This window comes from Thermincola ferriacetica, from assembly GCF_001263415.1.
GTDB classification, from domain to species: Bacteria; Bacillota; Thermincolia; order Thermincolales; family Thermincolaceae; genus Thermincola; species Thermincola ferriacetica.
Genome location: NZ_LGTE01000029.1, coordinates 21,703 through 35,169, shown reverse-complemented (window position 1 = coordinate 35,169; position 13,467 = coordinate 21,703). Strand labels below are relative to the sequence as shown.

Below are 13,467 nucleotides of genomic sequence, written 5' to 3'. Positions count from 1 at the left end.
AATATGCTAGTCACTCGAATCGGCTAATTAGTGACAGGAGACTTTCACTCCATTAGTTTCCCAGCCTTGACGGCTGCTCCCTCTGTGGTAAACTGTTTCCAACTGTAAGGTCAACAGTTGTTTAAACGTTTCGGTGATAATCACGACCGGAAATTTTGAAGCCGCCCTGTGGTAACTTTTGGGTACCAGATACCCCATTGCAGTGGTTTTAGTATTAAAGCCTCCGATAGGAGGCCGATTCAACTTTATAGGCATTGTTTCACGTGAAACAAACCATTTATTGTTACTTTATTCAATAACACACTTTTTATCACTACTTTTAACTGTAATTGTGCCCTAAAATAAGGTCTACAATCCTCTGCAAGTCATCATCACTGTAATATTCAATTTCAATCATTCCTCTTTTACTTCCATGTTTAATACGTACTTTTGTGCCAAGCTTGCCCTGCATCTGTTCCTCTATATCTTTAACTATCAAAGACTCTGACTCCCGTCTTTTTCTTGGGATTTTTTTCTTACCTTCGGAAGTTATTTTTTTTACAAGTTGTTCAATTTGTCTGACAGATAAATTTTTTTCCACTATCTTTTTGGCTAAATTAGCCTGGTCTATTGCCCGTTCAATAACCAACAAAGCCCTGGCATGACCGGCTGAAAGTTGGCCCGCCTGTACCATTCGCTGTGCTTCCGGTGGAAGATTCAACAATCTGACACTGTTGGCAATAAAGGAACGGCTTTTACCAACACGCTTAGATAATTCCTCCTGTGTAAGCCCAAACTCCTCCATCAACTGCTTATAGGCTAACGCTTCCTCAATAGGATTTAAATCCTCTCTCTGTATATTCTCGATCAAAGCAAGTTCTGTAATCTCCCGATCAGACACTTCCTTGATTACGGCCGGAATTTTATCTAATCCAGCCAGTCTGGCAGCGCGCCACCTTCTTTCACCGGCTATTAATTCATATTTCTTATTAGTCAATCTTCTTACTATAACAGGCTGGATAATCCCATACTGTCTAATAGAAGCAGCTAACTCTTCAAGCTTCTCCTGATCAAACTCCTGTCTCGGCTGTTTGGCATTTCTCACAATGTCGGAAATATTCAGTTCTACTATACCCGCTCTATCTTCAAAATCATTATTACTGCGAATCAGGGCATTGAGACCCTTGCCTAAGCCCTTTTTATTCACGTTCAATCACTTCCTTTGCCAACTCCTGATAAACTTCCGCACCCCTTGACCTAGGGTCATACAATACTATCGGTTTCCCGTGACTGGGCGCTTCACTTAATCTGACATTTCTTGGCACGATTGCCCGATAAACTTTATCCTTAAAATATTCCTTTACTTCATCAACCACCTGAATTGATAAGTTTGTTCTAGCATCAAACATAGTCAGCAAAACGCCTTCAATTTCCAGGTTGGCGTTCAAATGTTTGCGCACCAGTTCGATGGTATTCATTAGCTGGCCTAAGCCCTCCAGGGCATAATATTCACATTGTATAGGTATTATCAAGGAGTCTGCAGCCGTCAGGGCATTAAGGGTTAATAATCCCAAAGAAGGAGGACAGTCGATCAAAACATAATCATACCTGTCACGTATAGGTGCGAGGGCTTTCTTTAACTTTGACTCTCTCGATATAGCGGAAACCAACTCTATTTCAGCTCCAGCCAATTGGATCGTGGCCGGAACCAATTCAAGGCTTTCTATTTCAGTTTTTGCAATGACACTTTCAATAGGTACACCATTAATAATCACATCATAAATGCAATGTAGAGTCTCATCCTTTTCAATTCCCAATCCACTGCTGGCATTACCTTGCGGGTCAATATCGAGCAAAAGCACCTTTTTATCATTTAAAGCCAAGCACGCAGCCAAATTAACGGCCGTAGTAGTTTTCGCCACGCCACCTTTTTGGTTGGCCACGGCAATAACCTTTCCCATTGAAACCACACCTTTTTTTTGTTGTTTTTCATTTATTCCACAGAAACATGTTAGTTCCTTCTCTAATTTTATATTTCAGCGGCAATTTTACAGTTTGAATTAAAGGTTCTATTTTACCTCTTTATGCCAATTACCACCAGACGCTTTTTTTTGCCCTGGAGAAGGGTAAAAAATGCATAGCATATAAATCCTTTGGCTTCACATTTTCGCCCTGTATACGGCAAAATAGGATGAGAACATTTGTTCGCACACAAATAGAAAAGGAATACCACTTGGAAGATTATTTTCATCTTCGCAAGTGGTATTGCAATTTGTTAAGCCATTATTTGACAATAATTTTTTAAACTCCTAAAGGCTTCTTTTCCGGAAGACCAGGTTTTCTCGGATATTTCGGAGGAGTATGTTTTGTTTTTCTGTAAATGATCAAAGAACGCCGGTCTCTTATGAAAGGTAAGTAGGTTTCTTTTGCTTCCTCAAGTTCTGCCCCAAGTTCGAAAACGGCATTGGCAGCCAATTTCACTTCTTCGTCTGTTTCCGGCCCTTTAAAAGCCACAAATTGTCCGCCTACTCTGACAAAAGGAAGGTTATATTCAACTAAAACAGGCATTTTAGCAACAGCCCTGGCCACAGCCAAATCAAAGGATTCTCTGAATTCCGGGTAATGTCCCAGTTCCTCAGCCCTACCATGGTAGACTTCAATGTTTTTGAGTTGTAACTTATCAATAACTTCCCGTAAAAAAGCTACTCTCTTTTGCAAAGAGTCAACCAATACTACATTTAAGTCAGGTCTGGCAATCTTTAACGGAATGCCCGGAAAACCAGCCCCCGTTCCTATATCAACCACTCGGCATTGAACTTTTACTTCAATTTCCCCAAGTATAATCAAACTATCCAGAAAATGCTTGATGGCTATTTCGTTAACATCAGTAATAGAGGTTAAATTAATTTTTTGGTTCCATTCCAGTAATAAATCCTTATAAGTTTCGAACAGTAGTACTGCTTTTTTGTCCAAGTTCAAATTAAGTTCTTGTCCGCCTTGCTTTATCAATTCTGCAAAAGTTAAGTTTTTACTCATTTACACGGTCCTCCGGAAAACCCCGTTTTCTCCTTTGCTGTTCAATATAAACCATTAGTACAGAAATATCAGCCGGTGAAACACCGGAAATCCTGCCGGCCTGTCCAATTGATGCGGGTCTGATACTTGATAATTTCTGCTTGGCCTCTGTAGATAATCCCTGTATTTTTTCATATTCTACCCATTCGGGAATGGTCTTTGCTTCCATTTTTATAAACCGTTCAACCTGGGCCATTTGCTTTTTTATGTAGCCCTCATATTTAACCTGAATTTCCACTTGTTCTTTTACTTCTTCATCTAAATCTGCTATTCCGGCACCTAACTGTTCCAGTACAGAATAAGTAATCTCCGGCCTTTTTAAAAGTTCAAAGGCACTAATTTTTTGTTTCAGCTCCGTACTTCCCACGGAATTAATAACCCTCTGTGTTTCCTCACTGGGAGATATATTTTCATTGGCCAGTCTGGAAATTTCCTTTTCTATAGCATCTCTCTTTTGCACAAAAATTCGATACCTATTTTCATCGACCAGACCAATTTTATATCCCTTTTCCGTTAAACGCAGGTCGGCATTGTCATGCCTTAGCAACAACCTGTATTCCGCTCTGGAAGTCATAATTCTGTACGGTTCATTAGTTCCTTTGGTAACCAGGTCATCTATAAGGACGCCGATATAGGCCTCTGACCTTTTAAGGATAAAAGGCTCCATTTCTTTTATTTTTAAAGCGGCATTAATACCTGCCACTAACCCCTGGGCAGCAGCCTCCTCGTATCCCGATGTACCGTTAATCTGCCCGGCAGTATACAACCCTTCAATATTTTTTGTCTCTAAAGTAAGTTTTAATTGAGTTGGTACCACATAGTCATATTCAATAGCGTAACCCGGTCGCATCATTTCAACCTTCTCAAGGCCTATAATCGTTCTCAGCATTTGTATTTGTATATCTTCGGGCAAACTGGTGGAAAAACCCTGCACATACATTTCTTCCGTATCTTTACCTTCCGGTTCTAAAAAGATTTGATGGCAGGGCTTGTCGGCAAAACGTACCACTTTATCTTCAATAGAGGGACAATATCTTGGACCGGTACCCTCGATTTTTCCCGTATAAAGAGGAGACCTGTGCAAATTTGCCAAAATAATTTTATGAGTATCTTCTGTTGTATAAGTAAGCCAGCAGGGTATCTGTTCCCGTTTCATTTTTGGCATAATGAAAGAAAAGGTATGGGGATAATCATCACCGGGCTGGATAATCATTTTGGAAAAGTCGACGGATTTCCTATGTACTCTGGCAGGAGTACCCGTTTTAAAACGTCCCAGCTCCAATCCTAATTCCTTTAAACTCTCGGAAAGTTTCTGAGCCGGAAACTGCCCGCTGGGACCTCCACTGTAATTAACGTCGCCTATAATTATGCGGGCTCTTAAAAATGTACCGGAAGTGATAATAACGGCCCTTGCTTGAAAAATTGCTCCCGTATTGGTGACAACACCGGTAACCCGGTTTCCTTGCAAAATAATTTTCTCAACCAGGGCTTGTTTGACGTCTAAATTAGGTTCTAACTCCAGGGTTTTTTTCATTTCCAACTGATATAGTTTTTTATCTGCCTGAGCTCTCAGAGCATGAACTGCCGGCCCCTTACCGGTATTTAGCATGCGCATTTGAATATGGGTCTTGTCCGTATTTATACCCATTTGGCCGCCTAAAGCATCAATTTCCCGTACCAGATGCCCCTTGGCCGGACCTCCTACTGCCGGGTTACAGGGCATAAAAGCAACATTATCCATATTTAAGGTTACCGCCAGTGTTTTGCATCCTAACCTGGCCGCTGCCAAAGCAGCTTCACAGCCGGCATGACCTGTCCCTATAACAATTACATCATATGTCCCCGCAAGGTATTCCATGACCTTCCTCCTAATTATTTTCCTATACAAAACTGGCTGAAAATTTGATCCAGTAAATCTTCGCCCACTGTTTCACCCGTGATTTTGCCCAATTCTTCCCATGCAGAATTCAGATCTATAGTCACACAGTCCATTGGCATATTGTTTTCCAAAGTTTCGAGAACTCCGGTCAAGTATTCAGAAGCTGCTGTTAATGCCCTTTCGTGTCTGACATTACTGACCAATATTTCATCAACGGAATGAAATTCATTATTATAAACAATATCTACAATCTTTTCTTCAAGTTCATCCAACCCCTGCCCGTTAAGCAACGACATTGCAACTACAGGTACATCAAGACCTAACTCTTTCTGTAAATCTCTATTTAAACCACCCGTCAGGTCGGTTTTATTTGCAATGATAATCCCGCTTAAACCCTTCAGAAGCGCTGCTATTTCCATATCTTCACTGCTAATTTCGGATGCAATATCTACAACAAACAGAAAAAAATCAGCCTGTTCCAGAGCTTCTTTGGAACGTTGTACACCAATCTTTTCAACCACATCTTCCGTTTCCCTGATTCCAGCCGTATCCAGTATTTTTAAAGGAATGCCCCGGACGCTGACAAATTCCTCAATCACGTCGCGGGTAGTACCTGGAATATCAGTCACGATAGCCCTTTTTTCTTTGACCAGAGCATTTAACAAAGAAGATTTTCCTACATTTGGTTTTCCGATTATAACTGTTTTCAAACCTTCCCGCAATATTTTGCCAGAATCAGCAGATTCAAGTATCTTATCAATTCTGCTTTTTAATTCTACCGTAGCAACCTTAATTTGTTCCTTGCTTAAGTCCTCGATATCGTGCTCAGGAAAATCAATTCCTGCTTCAATATGGGCTCTCAATTCCAGCAATTTAGCTCTAATGTCCTTGATTTGAGCTGAAAGTTTTCCTTCAAGTTGTCCAACGGCTACGCGCAAGCTGGCTGCAGTTTTTGCATTAATAAGGTCCATTATGGACTCTGCTTGGGCCAGATCTATCCTGCCGTTTAAAAAAGCTCTTTTAGCAAACTCTCCGGGCTCAGCCAATCTGGCGCCGGCTTTCAGCACAGCCTCCAACGTTTTCCGAACAGCCACAGTTCCTCCATGGCAATTAATTTCCACCACATTTTCGGTCGTAAAACTTTTCGGAGCCAACATTACCGTTACTAAAACTTCATCTATAACTTCACCTTTTTCATCAACAATATGGCCGTACACTATATTATGACTGGGTACTTGATGTAAATTCTTTTTATTTTTAGAACGAAAAATTCTATCCACTATTTCAATTGCATCTTTTCCACTCACTCTGATTATGCCAATTCCGGCAGCACCTATAGGGGTACCTATGGCTGCAATGGTATCATCCATATTAAAAGCCTCCAAATTTAATAAACGTAAAAAATCCTTTAATTTTAGAAAAACCCAGTAATATTATTACTGGGTTGAAAGAAATTTATTTTTTTGGTGCGATTATAACTTTACGGAATGGTTCGTCACCTTCACTATAGGTAAAAACTTCTTTGTGGTCCTGGAGAGCCGTATGTATTATCCTCCGTTCATGCGGACTCATTGGTTCCAAAACTACATCTTTGCCTTTTCTCTTTACCTTTTCAGCTAACCGAAAAGCCAGCTTACCCAGGGTTTCTTCTCTTCTTTTTCTGTAACCTTCTACATCCAAAATAAATCTAACTCTTTCTTTGCTGTTTTTGTTAGCCACTAAGTTTACCAAATACTGCAACGCATCCAGAGTATCACCCCTGCGACCGATTAATACGCCCAAATCCGGTCCCTTAAAATTAATAACAATATAATCTTCTTTCTTTGAAGCTTCTATTTCTATTTTTTCTATATTCATTCTTTCGAATATCCCGGCTAAAAAAGCTTTAGCTTTTTCAACAGGATTATCTTTGACAATTACCAATATTCTGGCTGCCTTACCGCCTAAAATACCAAATAGGCCTTTGGTCGGTTCTTCGAGAACCTGCACCTCTACTTGATCTCTGGTGACTTGCAGTTCCGCCAAAGCGGCCTCTACAGCCTCTTCAACCGTTTTTCCGCTTTTTTCTACCTGCTTCATTAGGCCCCGTTTCCTCCTTCACCGGAATGTCAAGTGGCATCTTATTAATAAAGTACTGTTGAATGGCGCCGACCAGGTTTGTCACCACCCAATATAAAGCAAGTCCGGCCGGAAAAGACATGCTCAGCCAGCCAATAAACAGCGGCATAACAATTAACATTGTCTTTTGTGTTTGATCTTGCAGATTGGTAGTCATTCGCTGCAGCAAATATGTAGTCAGTACCGCCAGAATAGGTAATACTATTTTATCATGCTGGCTTAAATTGCTGATCCATAAAAACTTGGCATGAGCTTCATTTGTATATGGGAATTTCATTAATGCCCGATACAAGGCTATAATTATAGGCATTTGTAACAATAAAGGCAAACATCCTGATAAAGGATTGGCTCCATATTGTTTATATAATTCCATTATGGCCTGCTGAGCCTGTTTGGGATCCTTGTATTTTTCCTGAATTTCTTTTACCTTTGGCTGAAGCTGCTGCGTCATTTTCAACGACTTCATTTGTTTGATTGTTAAAGGCAGCAGCAGCATTTTTATCAATACAGTAATCAAAATTATAGCCAAACCATAATTTGGGATGCCCATACTTACTGTCAGTTTATAAAAGAACTCTAACAGCGCAGTCATCCCTGCCGTTAACTGTGCCAAAACCTTTCCCTCCTTTAACCCCAATAATCATATTTTTTAAACAGGGTCATATCCACCGGGGTGGAAAGGATGGCATTTAAGAATCCGTTTCAATGCCTTAAACCCACCACGCATAACCCCATACCTTTCCAAAGCCAGTATAGTATACTCTGAACAAGTTGGATAAAACCGACAGGTTGCCGGCTTTAACGGCGAGATAAACGTCCGGTATATTTTAACAAACATAATTAATATGTACTTCATTTGTTGCCAACTTCCTCTTTACTCAAACCACTTTTTTTTATTAAATTAATAAATGCCTTCTCCAAACTGGTATAGCATAGTTTTTCAACAAAACGCGGGCGCACAATAATGATAATGTCCCAACCTTCGCTAATTTTATGCCAGGATAACCTGGTTATTTCAGTCAATAAGCGTCTAATTCTGTTTCGAACCACAGCTTTACCGACCTTTTTACTGATAGAAAAGCCAACTCTTGAATTAGGCTGGCCATTTTTCAGGTAATACAATACCAGATACCTGTTGGAAACAGATTTCCCACTAACGTAAACCTTTCTAAATTCTGAACTTTTCTTTATTTTATCAAGGGCCAATACTTGAAACCCCCGTTTTTTTGGTTATTTATGGTTAAACTAGCCATATTCTAACCCATATTTTTTAATTTTATCCACAACTAAAAACTTACTAAAAGAATGAAAAGGCCACTTTTGCGGCCTTATGCTGAAAGCTTCTTCCTTCCTTTTAATCGACGTCTCTTTAACACATTCCGCCCGGATTTTGTGCTCATTCTCTTCAAAAATCCATGAACTCTTTTATGCTTTCTATTTTTAGGTTGGTAGGTTCTTTTCAAGTCTAAACACCCCCTTTTTATCTAGACCGCGAGACATACATATAAAATTATATAGTAATTAAATGGCAACGTCAAGCAAAATACTTACACCTCATAACACCTTAGAAATTATCCCCATGTTAATAACTTTTTTCTTAAATTTATACACATGTGGATAACCGATAAATTTCAAGTTGATTAACCCGGTTAAATTTGTTATTATAAAAATACCTTAAATGAGTTTAAAATCCTACTTTTTCTACTAGTAGAACGGTTATACACTCTTTGGGATAAATATTGTGAACTTAATGTTATTATTGTGCATAACCATTTTTGAAATGGTTTTTCTTATGACAAATATAGATATTGTAAATTATTTCTATTTTTTTTCGCTAAATTTATAGTTTTTGAGCATGTGTATAACCTGTGGATAAGTTTGATATTTCTTTTTTTTATGGCTTTTATCAATACTTATATTTACCTATATTTTTTGTTTTTTATTTTTTTCAGAACACTTGGAGTTATTGTCGCTCTAAGATTTAGATTACTTTTTTAATATTATAAATTTTATAAACGATGGTTTTTTATAAATAATATGGAGGTTGTGGATAACTTTTAGCGAATAATACTTATTGCAGCAAATTCTGGGGAGGTTTACTGTATGATAAAATCAGAATTTCACGAAATATGGCAAAAAACTTTGAATGCAATAGCAAAACAAGTAAGTAAACCCTCTTTTGAAACTTGGTTAAAATACATTAAACCTGTAAATTTTGTCAATGAAACGATGATTATAGAGGTACCAAATGATTTCGCCAAGGATTGGCTGGAAAGCAGGTATACTGATCTGATAAAATCCATTCTCTCCGATATTCTGAACAAAGAGGTCGGTGTTACTTTTTCATTGCCCAATGAAATAATTGATGTATCTGATTATTTGCCGGAATACAACATTGATATAAAAAAGAATTACAATGAAGATTTGTCCATATCTACCCATCTCAACCCCAAATATACATTTGATACCTTTGTGGTAGGCAACAGCAACCGATTTGCCCATGCAGCCGCTTTGGCAGTTGCTGAAGCCCCGGCTAAAGCTTATAACCCACTTTTCATTTACGGTGGCGTCGGTTTGGGTAAAACACATTTAATGCAGGCCATTGGACACTATATACTTGAACAGGAATACAGCCTCAGAGTAGTTTATGTTTCTTCCGAAAAATTTACCAACGAATTAATCAATTCTATCAGGGACGACAAAACCGTAGATTTTCGCAACAAATACAGGAACATGGACATACTTCTTATAGATGACATACAGTTCCTGGCCGGAAAAGAACGTACCCAGGAAGAATTTTTCCATACCTTTAATGCGTTATATGAAGCAAACAAACAGATTATTATCTCCAGTGACCGCCCACCTAAAGAAATACCTACTCTTGAAGATAGGTTGCGCTCGCGCTTTGAATGGGGGCTAATTACAGATATACAGCCTCCCGACCTGGAGACAAGAATCGCAATTTTAAGAAAAAAGGCTCAACTGGAGAACCTGATGGTACCTAATGATGTTATGCTGTACATTGCCAACCGCATTCAGTCAAATATCAGAGAACTGGAAGGGGCCCTGATTCGAGTAATGGCCTATTCGTCTTTAACCAATAGCGAAATTACAACTGATTTAGCTGCCGAAGCATTAAAAGATATAATTCCTATGCAGGCGCCGAAACAAATTAACATAGAAATCATTCAAAAAATTGTGGCTGACTACTTTAGCATGCGTGTGGAAGATTTTAAGGCAAAAAAGAGAACAAGAGCTGTAGCTTTTCCCAGACAAATCGCCATGTATTTATGCCGAGAACTTACAGACAACTCTCTGCCAAAAATAGGCGAAGAATTCGGAGGAAGAGACCATACCACTGTTATTCATGCCCACGAAAAAATTTCCAACGACTTAAATAATGATATTAAACTTCAGTCTATTATCAAAGAGTTACAGCACAGGATATTAAACGGATAGTAATTTGTGAACAACTTTCAAAAGTTATCAACAATTTTTTAACACTTGCCTATCCTTTGTGTTTTAATAATTAAATCGGATATCCACATTTTCACAGGCACTGTTACTATAGCTACTCTTTTTACTTAACTTATAATATATATGCTTACTTGAGCATCAATTAACAAATACTTGTGGACAGGAGGACACAAATGGAATTTACTTCGAACAAGAATAACATGGTTTACGGAGTGCAGGTGGCACAAAGAGCCGTCTCACCGAAGAATCCGCTTCCTATCTTATCTGGAATACTGATGAAACTGAAAAACAATAACCTTTGCCTGACCGCCACTGATTTGGAGTTAGGTATTGAATGCACTGTTCCGGTAAATGGATCCAGTGAAGGTTCTGTTGTGTTGCCGGCCAAGTACCTGAGCGAAATTGTCCGTAAGCTACCCGATGTTTTGATTGAATTCAGTGTTGAAAAAGAAAACAATGTGGCCACTCTGAAATACGCACAATCAAAAACAACCATTCATGGTTATCCCGCTGACGAATTTCCTTTATTGCCGTCCCTGGATGGAGAAACTACATATGTTATCAAGCAGGAACTTTTCAAAAACATGATTAAACAGGTAACTTTTGCTACAGCCGCTGATGAAAACAGGCCTATTTTTACAGGCGTGCTCTTCGAGGTAGAAGGCGATGAACTGCGTTTGGTGGCTACTGACACACACCGTCTGGCTTTACGCATTGGAGCTATTGGAAGTCATGGTTACAGCGGTGAAAAAACCAGTGCCTTAATACCCGCCAAGGCCTTAAATGAAATTGTGAGAATTATGCCACCCGAAAATGAAGAAGTAAAAATTATTTTTAGTAACAACCAGGTCGTTATGGAACTGGATAACATTCGGTTAATTTCCCGTTTAATAGAAGGGCAGTTTCCTAATTACAAACAGGTAATACCCCAGGGATGCAAATCCAAAATTCGGTTAAACACCAGGGAATTTCTCGATGCCGTCGAAAGGGCTTCTTTGTTGGCCAAAGACGGTTCCAACGTAATTAGGTTGGCGGTGCAAAACCATACTTTAATAATTAATTCCAATAGCCCTGATATTGGTACGATTCATGAAGAACTTCCTATTGTCTTGGAAGGAGAGGAAACGCAAATAGCATTTAATTCCAAGTATTTGATAGATGTATTAAGGGTAATTGATGCTGAAGAAGTATTTTTGGAGCTAACAGGTTCTCTTAGCCCCGGTATTGTAAAACCTGTAGAAGGAGATAATTATTTATATCTGATTTTACCTGTGCGAACAGTTTAACATGAGGAGTAAGTACATTGCAGGTCAAAAATATCTTTATTGAAACAGAGACAATAAAACTGGATCAGTTTTTAAAATGGGCTACCATTGTGTCAACTGGCGGGGAAGCAAAAAACATGATAGCCGGTGGCTCAATCAAAGTAAACGGGGAAATTGAATTGCGCAGAGGGCGACAGTTGCGCCATGAAGATATTGTTGAAGTTACCGGTTTTGGCACTTTTAAGGTGGTTACCTTGCGGTAGCAGAGGAGTTGTTCACCTTTGTTAATAGATAAAATAGCCCTGCTGAATTTTCGTAACTACCAGACGCTTACTTTAAGTTTTCATGATAAACTGAACCTGTTTGTGGGAGATAATGCCCAGGGAAAAACTAATATTCTGGAAGCAATCTATTATTCCGGGACCGGACGCTCACACAGAACCAATAAAGATGCAGATTTGATCAAATGGAACGAAAACTACTTTATCCTAAAAATTAGCGGCGAAAATCTTCATGGTAGGTTTGTTTTGGAAATTGGTTTAAACAGAGAAGGAAAAAAGAAAATTAAATTAAACGGTGTGCAAAAAAAAAGAACAGGAGATATATTGGGAACAGTAAAAGTGATACTGTTTTCTCCTGAAGATTTAACGTTAGTGAAGGGAAGTCCGGTTGTAAGGCGTAAATTTATTGACACAGAAATTTCGCAAATAAGTCCGGGTTATTATTATAATTTATTAAAATACCAAAGAATTCTGGTCCAACGAAATGCTTTGCTGAAGGATATTAAGATGAACAAGAATTTGGCCGATAACTTACCTGTATGGGATCGGCAACTGGCCTTATTTGGGGCCAAATTGATTTATAAAAAACTAGATGTGTTAAAAAAACTCACTCCTTTAACACGCTTAATGCATAGGAAAATTACAAACGGTAAAGAAGAGCTGGAAACCAGGTATATTTCCAACGTTGTAGATAAAGACAACTTGAGTTTAGAGGAAATAGAAAAATTATTTTTGGAAAAAATAGCAGCAAACAGGGATGAAGAATTGGACAGAGGTATTACCATTATTGGTCCCCACAGGGACGATCTGGTTTTCTATATTAACGGTAAGGAAGTTAAACATTACGGCTCTCAGGGTCAACAAAGGAGCTGTTCTCTCAGTATAAAACTGGCGGAACTGGAACTGGTGAAAGGAGAAACAGGGGAATATCCTCTTTTGTTGCTGGATGATGTAATGTCTGAATTGGATGAAGACAGAAGACAGTATTTATTGGAGTCTGTACAAAGTAAAATTCAAACTTTTATTACAACAACTGATGCAAGTTTGTTGGCAGAGAATCTGAAAAAAAATGCATCTTTGTTTACAATAAGAGAAGGGATAATACAGTTTTAGGAGGTGCGTAATGTTTCTTCATCTGGGAGGAGATGTAATAATTCCTAAGGAACAAGTAATTGCAATTATTGACATGCAATCTGCAAAAAAAGCAGAGAATAATAAAGAATTTATTGATCAGGCAGAAAATGAAGAATTAATTTTTGAAATAACGAAAAAATCAAAGGCAAAATCTTTTATTGTAACTTCAAACAATGTTTTCTTTTCTCCTATATCTTCACTGACCTTAAAAAAGAGGTCCGAAGAAAATTTAGGTATCGAATAGGCAGCATAGAATAAT

At 38.6% G+C, this 13,467-nt stretch carries 15 protein-coding genes; 5 read left to right on the top strand and 10 right to left on the bottom strand.

The window, feature by feature from the left end; genetic code table 11:
• Positions 1 to 319: 319 nt before the first annotated feature.
• The 10 genes from Tfer_RS13985 to rpmH form a co-directional block, all read right to left on the bottom strand.
• Complete coding sequence (locus tag Tfer_RS13985; protein WP_052218934.1) at positions 320 to 1,186, bottom strand: ParB/RepB/Spo0J family partition protein; 867 nt, start codon at positions 1,184 to 1,186, stop codon at positions 320 to 322.
• A complete protein-coding gene (locus Tfer_RS13980) occupies positions 1,179 to 1,940 on the bottom strand; it encodes a ParA family protein (RefSeq protein ID WP_052218933.1) in 762 nt (253 codons plus the stop codon). Before Tfer_RS13980 ends, Tfer_RS13985 begins: the two co-directional genes overlap by 8 nt.
• 340 nt (positions 1,941 to 2,280) lie before the next feature.
• The gene (gene rsmG, locus Tfer_RS13975; RefSeq protein ID WP_052218932.1) at positions 2,281 to 3,015 is read right to left on the bottom strand and encodes a 16S rRNA (guanine(527)-N(7))-methyltransferase RsmG; all 735 of its coding nucleotides are present in this window, start codon (positions 3,013 to 3,015) and stop codon (positions 2,281 to 2,283) included.
• A complete protein-coding gene (gene mnmG, locus Tfer_RS13970) occupies positions 3,008 to 4,912 on the bottom strand; it encodes a tRNA uridine-5-carboxymethylaminomethyl(34) synthesis enzyme MnmG (RefSeq protein ID WP_052218931.1) in 1,905 nt (634 codons plus the stop codon). Before mnmG ends, rsmG begins: the two co-directional genes overlap by 8 nt.
• A gap of 14 nt (positions 4,913 to 4,926) precedes the next feature.
• On the bottom strand, positions 4,927 to 6,303 hold the full coding sequence (mnmE, locus tag Tfer_RS13965; RefSeq protein WP_052218930.1) for a tRNA uridine-5-carboxymethylaminomethyl(34) synthesis GTPase MnmE: 1,377 nt from the start codon (positions 6,301 to 6,303) through the stop codon (positions 4,927 to 4,929).
• A gap of 85 nt (positions 6,304 to 6,388) precedes the next feature.
• Positions 6,389 to 7,012: an RNA-binding cell elongation regulator Jag/EloR gene (gene jag / locus Tfer_RS13960; RefSeq protein WP_052218929.1), complete on the bottom strand. Its 624-nt coding sequence runs from the start codon at positions 7,010 to 7,012 to the stop codon at positions 6,389 to 6,391.
• The gene (locus tag Tfer_RS13955; protein ID WP_242843604.1) at positions 6,978 to 7,664 is read right to left on the bottom strand and encodes a YidC/Oxa1 family membrane protein insertase; all 687 of its coding nucleotides are present in this window, start codon (positions 7,662 to 7,664) and stop codon (positions 6,978 to 6,980) included. Before Tfer_RS13955 ends, jag begins: the two co-directional genes overlap by 35 nt.
• A 36-nt stretch (positions 7,665 to 7,700) precedes the next feature.
• Positions 7,701 to 7,907 (bottom strand): membrane protein insertion efficiency factor YidD, encoded by a 207-nt coding sequence (gene yidD / locus Tfer_RS13950; RefSeq protein ID WP_052218928.1) that lies wholly within the window; start codon positions 7,905 to 7,907, stop codon positions 7,701 to 7,703.
• Positions 7,904 to 8,257 (bottom strand): ribonuclease P protein component, encoded by a 354-nt coding sequence (gene rnpA, locus Tfer_RS13945; protein ID WP_052218927.1) that lies wholly within the window; start codon positions 8,255 to 8,257, stop codon positions 7,904 to 7,906. The genes yidD and rnpA overlap by 4 nt, the downstream gene beginning before the upstream one ends.
• A gap of 122 nt (positions 8,258 to 8,379) precedes the next feature.
• A complete protein-coding gene (rpmH, locus tag Tfer_RS16150; RefSeq protein ID WP_013121832.1) occupies positions 8,380 to 8,514 on the bottom strand; it encodes a 50S ribosomal protein L34 in 135 nt (44 codons plus the stop codon).
• A gap of 643 nt (positions 8,515 to 9,157) precedes the next feature.
• On the opposite strand from rpmH, the gene dnaA reads away from it, so the two are divergent.
• The 5 genes from dnaA (at position 9,158) to remB (ending at position 13,452) form a co-directional block, all read left to right on the top strand.
• On the top strand, positions 9,158 to 10,510 hold the full coding sequence (gene dnaA / locus Tfer_RS13940) for a chromosomal replication initiator protein DnaA (RefSeq protein WP_427916566.1): 1,353 nt from the start codon (positions 9,158 to 9,160) through the stop codon (positions 10,508 to 10,510).
• Between the two features lie 191 nt (positions 10,511 to 10,701).
• Positions 10,702 to 11,814 carry a DNA polymerase III subunit beta gene (gene dnaN, locus Tfer_RS13935; RefSeq protein WP_052218925.1) on the top strand — a complete coding sequence of 371 codons (1,113 nt, stop codon included), beginning with the start codon at positions 10,702 to 10,704 and terminating at the stop codon, positions 11,812 to 11,814.
• 17 nt (positions 11,815 to 11,831) lie between these two features.
• Positions 11,832 to 12,056, top strand: coding sequence for an RNA-binding S4 domain-containing protein (locus tag Tfer_RS13930; protein WP_013118928.1), 225 nt, complete (start codon positions 11,832 to 11,834; stop codon positions 12,054 to 12,056).
• An 18-nt stretch (positions 12,057 to 12,074) separates the two neighbouring features.
• Positions 12,075 to 13,187 carry a DNA replication/repair protein RecF gene (gene recF / locus Tfer_RS13925; protein ID WP_052218924.1) on the top strand — a complete coding sequence of 371 codons (1,113 nt, stop codon included), beginning with the start codon at positions 12,075 to 12,077 and terminating at the stop codon, positions 13,185 to 13,187.
• Positions 13,188 to 13,197: 10 nt separating this feature from the next.
• Positions 13,198 to 13,452, top strand: a complete 255-nt coding sequence (remB, locus tag Tfer_RS13920) for an extracellular matrix regulator RemB (protein ID WP_013118930.1) — start codon at positions 13,198 to 13,200, stop codon at positions 13,450 to 13,452.
• The last annotated feature ends 15 nt before the right edge of the window (positions 13,453 to 13,467 follow it).